The following is a 5659-nucleotide window of genomic DNA, read 5'->3' on the forward strand; positions in this document are numbered from 1 at the left end:
CCTTTTCTCGGTCAGCGTTTCAAATGGCACCAGATTGAACTTCACCTGGACACTCGACATCTGGCTGTACGTTTTCCAAATCAGCGTATCTTCAAATTTGCTGCCGTTAGTCGGCGACTTGCCTGTGAAAAAGGTCAGCTCAATATCACCTCTTTCAACCGGACCTTTAAAAAGGTGACCGGCATCACGCCGGGTGCCTACCGCAAAAGGCATTGGCTTCAGAGCACCAGCCAAAGCGGTTAGCGGAACCTGATGCGGCGCTCCGCTCTTTTCGCATGTTGACCCAACACAAAAACAGCCAATTGCCGGTTACATACAGGCAAATGGCAGTTTTTTTCTTGATTTTACATATCGCAAACAATAAAAATCTGCTCTAATCAATATCCTGTGTACACTGATGTTTCTGCGACTAAACGCTAAACCCCGATATCCTGAACGACCAGCAGGCCCGGCAGCAGGTTAAGCACGGTTGAGCTGACAACAACCATTTTTCGCTTGGGGCTGAGGTCGATCGGGTCAAAAACCAGCGGCAGCAGCCATTTCAGGGAGATGAATAACCAGGCCGCTTGAACCAAGCCAAGCACGACGAGCCTCATCCCGAGCCGCCTGGCCGTTTCCGGTGTCATTCCGGACGAAAAGGTTAGCTTGCCTGTCATCCGGAGACTTTCGAACGAAATCAGGAAGATGACAAAAACGATGCCGAGGGTCGAACATATTTTAAACACATCGGTTCGCGTCTGCTTCCCTTTCGCAAGCGTGGAGAGCCGCGCTCCCTGAAATCCGATCAAAAAAAAGACGACGCCCATGATCAGGGCAGAACCTGTAAAGCAGGCCATGACCAGGTTCGCCGCCATGCTCAACAATTCGAGTATCCATAACATGACAAGATCCGCCTTAGGTTCATTTTGCTAATTATATCCTAAAGCAAAGCAGGAAAAGTGTCACGTCAATCGACCATGTGAACAGCCTAATTGATAAATTGGATTTCCTTCAGCATCCGGACGATCATGACCGCCATTTCGGCACGAGTGCAAGTCTCGTCCGGACGCAGTGCGCCATGCTGGTCACCTTGCATAATTCCCGCCTGAACGATCTTCATCATCGCATCATGGGCCCAGCTGGCGATCTCTTCTTGATCAGCGAAACCCTCGAGACTCACTTGTTCAACGCTGCCTTGAGTATCCGCTTTGCCTGAGTACGTCATGGATTTACTGATCATCAGTGCCATTTCCTGCCGGGTTACCGCACGATCCGGATGAAATCCGCCGTCACCTGCCCCCTGGATGATTCCTGCCTTCGTGGCCGACTGTACTTCCGCCGCGTACCAGTCCTTATCGTCAACATCTTCGAAGATACTTGTTCCTGCCTGTTCGGGGAGCTGAAGCGCCCGGGCCAGCAGCACAGCAAATTCCGCCCGGGTAACGGTATCACAGGGAGCGAAGCTGGATGCCGTTTTCCCTTGAAGCAGCCATTTGTTGGCAAGCAGCAGGACATCCCTCTGCGACCAATGGTTCTGAAGATCCGCAAAGGATGCATTTCGTTGAAGCAGAACAATCATATCCGCTTCGAAGCCTTTATGAAGAACCGTAGCTGTCTGTGAACCGGCTGCGTCCTTTCCAAACAGAGCCGGAACGAAACGGAAGGTTTGCCCGATCGACTGTAAAACGGCAGCAGATGCATGATCAGGCTGAAGTTTACCGCTAGCGCTGTCGTCAAGCAAAAAAGTCAGTTTATCTATATTGACCGCGTTTGCTATTCCTGCGCCATCCTGAACCGCCGAAACATTAAACTGGAACGGTTCGGTTATCATTTCGGCATCCGCGCGCTTTGCGGCGTCTTGGATTTGTGATTTCAACCCGGCGTCCGGGCGTTTCATCGTAAACAACAACCCTTCGCCATTCGTACCTTCCGATGGATTACCCGAATCCGCCATCTTGATCTCCTTGAGCGGCAATACAACGCTGCCACCCGGTGTCGCCCACTCGATCTTCAGATCCGGGTTGATGGATAAAAGCCGATGGATGAGTGGTCCGGAAACACGGAGCCCCCAGCTCTGATCTCCTTCCTCGGTACGCACATGGATGCGCCCTTGCTTGACCTCCTCCTCGTGAAGCAAGATCGTCCCTTTCATTTGATCGTACTCGATTTGGAGGGAGAGCGGCTGAAGAGCCGGCGTTTCGGGCGGTTTACCGCCAGCGTTAGACGACGAACCACTGCTGCCTCCTCCGGCAATTACCGGCTCGCTGACCCTGATCAGCGCAGTCGCCACCTGTCCTCCGTACGTTGCCGTAATGACGGTTTGCCCGGCTGTCAGCCCCGTAACCAGTCCATCGGAGTCTACCTTGGCTATGTTCGGATCATCGATATGGTAGTCCGCCAATCCGGTCACATCTTTCTCCGTTTGATCCGAATAACTGGCGATGGCCTGAATCCGTATTTGTCCGTGCGTCCGTAAATCGTAGGAAGGAGAATCCAATGTCAATCCGCTCTGAACGGCATACACCGTGACGGAAGCTGTCGCCGTCAGGGCCTCGGCTCTTTCGCCATATACGGCCGAAACTACGCTCGTTCCAGGCTTCAAGCCGTAAATATACCAGTTGTCATCCTCCTGACCCACTTTGATCATTTCCGGATCGTAATGCCACTGAACTTCTGAGGTCCAATCGACCGTCGATGATCCATCTACCGTTTGCACCACCGTAGGGGCCTTTCCCCCCACTTCAATGGAATAGTCTGAAGGAACGATAAACATGCCGTCGCCAAAGTCGATACGGATCTCCGGCATCAGCTCTTCCTCGCCAATAAATCCGCGGATCACCGCTGTACCCGATTGGAAAGAGCTGATCAGCGCGGTATAGACACCCTGGCTCTTATAGGTAAAATCTGAAAGGTTGCCAAGTGTTGTGTCACCATGAACCTCCGGATGCTGATCTGTCAGGTTACCGAAAGCGTCTTTGATTTCAATCGTGATTACTGAGAGACCGAGTCCATTCGCCGGAAGCTCCGTCGCGCCGGCTGTGATGACGGAATTTTCCAATACATAGGGTCCAGCCGTAAATTCAACCTCAGCTTTACCCTCAAGCGGAATTCCGTCCAGCGTAGCGGTCAAAACAGCTGTTCCGGCCGTTGTCGACGTGACCGAAGCTTCATAGCTTCCGTCCGGAAGAACCGCTGTGTCCGTGATCGAGCCAAGCGACGATAAGATCTGCACCTGACTGCCGTCATCCGAATAAACGTCATTTCCGTTCTCGTCTTTCAGCCGGACGCTGACCGCAGCCGAACTGATTCCGTCTGCCGTTACACTGTCCTTGTCAACGGAGACCGTTGAGACTGCCGCCGAAGGGGCCCCCGGCGAGAAGATGACCGTGGCTGTCTGCGTTAATTCAACACCGTTTAATACGCCGGTGACGGTGGCCATCCCTGCCGCTTTCGACGAAGTCAGGACGGCGGAATACGTTCCATCATTCCGGTTCTGCTGGATGCGGCCGATCGGGACGCCTGGATGTCCATACTTCTTGCGGGAGCATGCTCTCTAGCGTGGATTGCCATCCTGTCTTTCGGAATCCGTAAAATCGGCAAGCAGCCGATATTCGAGATGGTCTCAAAAGCTTACCACCCTTTCGTTGCAAGGGTGCTGGCCGGAGCGGTAGCGATCTACCTCTTTGCGATATGCACGGTCACGACCCGGGACACCGTCTACTGGATCCACCAGACCTTTTCCCCTGAAACACCGATTCTGGTGTTCGCCTTGATTTTTCTCTTCATTTCGGTGGCCAACGCGTACCTTGGTATCCAATCGATTGCCAATACGGCCAGCGTTCTGCTGCCCGTGGTCGTCCTGCTCGGCTTTTTCGTCATGTTTTCGAACACTCCGCATAAAGATTATTCCTTGCTTAAACCGCTTCTCGCCCATGGCATGCAGCCGGTGTGGCGCGGGGTGATCTATGTCGGAGCCGGCTTCTCGGAAGTGATCATGCTGTTCTTCATGCATCATCACATCAAAACCCGCCTGTCGTATCTATCTTTTATGATCATCATATTCCTGCTGGCAGGCCTTACCTTTGGGCCGCTAATCGGTGCCATCACGGAATTCGGGACGGACGAAGCGGCCAAGCTGAGGTTTCCGGCTTACGAGGAATGGAGACTGCTCACGATCGGCCGCTACATCGAACATCTGGACTTTTTTAGCGTGTACCAGTGGTTCAGCGGCGCGTTCATCCGGATTTCCCTCACCTTGTTTCTCATGCTGGACATATTCCGGATCCAGAGCAAAAGGGGAAAAGCCTGGATGCTGGGCTGCCTATACGCGGTCATCCTTTTCATCTCAACCATGCCGATCAGTGATCAGGCATTTTTAAAAATAATGTCCAACTATTTGCTCCCTATCTCACTGTGGGGAGTGCTGGCGTTTTCGGTGATTATGGCCGGACTCATCCTGCTGGCCAAGCGAAGGGGAAAGCAGCATCATGATCAGAAAAAGCAGCCGGAACGGTTCAGCGATCGATGCTTTGGTCTCCCGCTTATTCGATTCGAGTGCGGATATTAAGAATATAACCCTCCAGCTATCCAATGCAGACTACAGCGTTCAGCTGCTGTACTGCCAAGGGCTGTGTGACGTCAACAAAGTGGAGCAGGATATCATTCCTGCGCTGAAGGACATTTCTGAAGATATTTTTCGATCGGACCAGATGAACCTGCAGCAGAAGGTTCCATTTCACATGAAAAACCTGCCTGAAAAAGGCCGTGAAGAAGCCATCAAGGAAACGGTGCTGAACGGAAATCTTCTGCTCCTATTCAAACCTACGTACCAGATTTACTCGGTAACTCTGGCCAATCCGCCCATTCGGCAGCCTGAGGAGCCTAATACGGAGGTGTCTAGCCGCGGGCCGCGGGACGGATTTGTCGAAGATGCATACACCAATCTGGCCTTAATTCGAAGAAGGCTCAAAACCGAGATGCTGGCGGTCGAAGCGTTTACGATCGGATCCGAGACGTCAACCGAGGTATTCCTGCTGTACCATAAGGAAGAAATTCAAAAGAAGGTGCTCGATGAAATCCGTTCCAGGCTAGCGCATGTACGTACCAAAGGTCTGATTAGCAACACGCAGCTGGAAGAAGCGTTGATGGGTTTTTCCTTTTTTCCGCTGATGTCCTACACGGGCAGACCGGACTACGCCGTAAACGCGCTGCTTCATGGCAAATTCGTGCTGGTGATGAACGGTTCGCCGACGGTGGTCTTTGCCCCCGTGACCTTTAACCTTCTGCTTAACACGTCGGAAGACGCTCATTACGTCAATGTCTTTGTGGCCTTCACCAGATTATTAAGAATAAGCGGGGTTTTGCTGTCGCTTTTTTTGCCGGGCTTTTGGACAGCGGTTACGACATACCATCAGGATCAGATCCCTTTCACCCTGCTGGCGACCATCGTCAATTCCAGGCAAGGCGTGCCGCTCCCCGTCCCTTTGGAGGCTGTGGTGAGCCTGCTGCTATTCGAGATTTTCAGGGAGGCGGGGATGAGATTGCCTTCATCCTTCGGACAGACCTTGTCGGTCGTCGGCGGGTTGATTATTGGCCAGGCGGCCATTAGCGCCGGGATTGCAGCACCGGGAACCATCGTCGTTACGGCGATATCGGTCGTATCCACCTTTACGCTGGTGAA

General features: G+C 52.7%; 4 protein-coding genes and 1 pseudogene. 2 read left to right on the plus strand and 3 right to left on the minus strand.

Features of this window, described 5'->3' with window-relative positions; genetic code table 11:
- From CPT76_RS37590 to CPT76_RS18410, 3 genes and pseudogenes are all read right to left on the minus strand, one after another.
- A pseudogene (locus CPT76_RS37590) lies at positions 1-213 on the minus strand (hypothetical protein); the annotation flags it as partial.
- Positions 214-416: 203 nt separating this feature from the next.
- Entirely contained in the window at positions 417-881 is a 465-nt protein-coding gene (locus CPT76_RS18405) for a hypothetical protein (RefSeq protein WP_105443863.1), read from the minus strand.
- Between the two features lie 86 nt (positions 882-967).
- A complete protein-coding gene (locus CPT76_RS18410) occupies positions 968-3418 on the minus strand; it encodes an S-layer homology domain-containing protein (protein ID WP_105443864.1) in 2451 nt (816 codons plus the stop codon).
- 42 nt (positions 3419-3460) lie between these two features.
- Here CPT76_RS18410 and CPT76_RS18415 point away from each other — a divergent pair, with 42 nt between their 5' ends.
- Together CPT76_RS18415 and CPT76_RS18420 are read left to right on the plus strand one after the other, a co-directional pair.
- The gene (locus CPT76_RS18415; protein WP_258168652.1) at positions 3461-4546 is read left to right on the plus strand and encodes a GerAB/ArcD/ProY family transporter; all 1086 of its coding nucleotides are present in this window, start codon (positions 3461-3463) and stop codon (positions 4544-4546) included.
- Positions 4467-5659, plus strand: a 1193-nt coding sequence (locus tag CPT76_RS18420; protein WP_105443866.1) for a spore germination protein, incomplete at its 3' end; no start/stop codon positions are given. The genes CPT76_RS18415 and CPT76_RS18420, both read left to right, overlap by 80 nt.

Origin of the sequence: Paenibacillus sp. AR247, assembly GCF_002968895.1 — a bacterium.
GTDB classification, from domain to species: Bacteria; Bacillota; Bacilli; order Paenibacillales; family Paenibacillaceae; genus Paenibacillus_AQ; species Paenibacillus_AQ favisporus.

Excerpts from the sequence above, each read along its gene's own strand:
- CPT76_RS18410 (WP_105443864.1), bottom strand. The coding sequence starts at position 3,418 with ATGGCCACCGTCACCGGCGTATTAAACGGTGTTGAATTAACGCAGACA.
- CPT76_RS18405 (WP_105443863.1), bottom strand. The coding sequence starts at position 881 with ATGTTATGGATACTCGAATTGTTGAGCATGGCGGCGAACCTGGTCATG.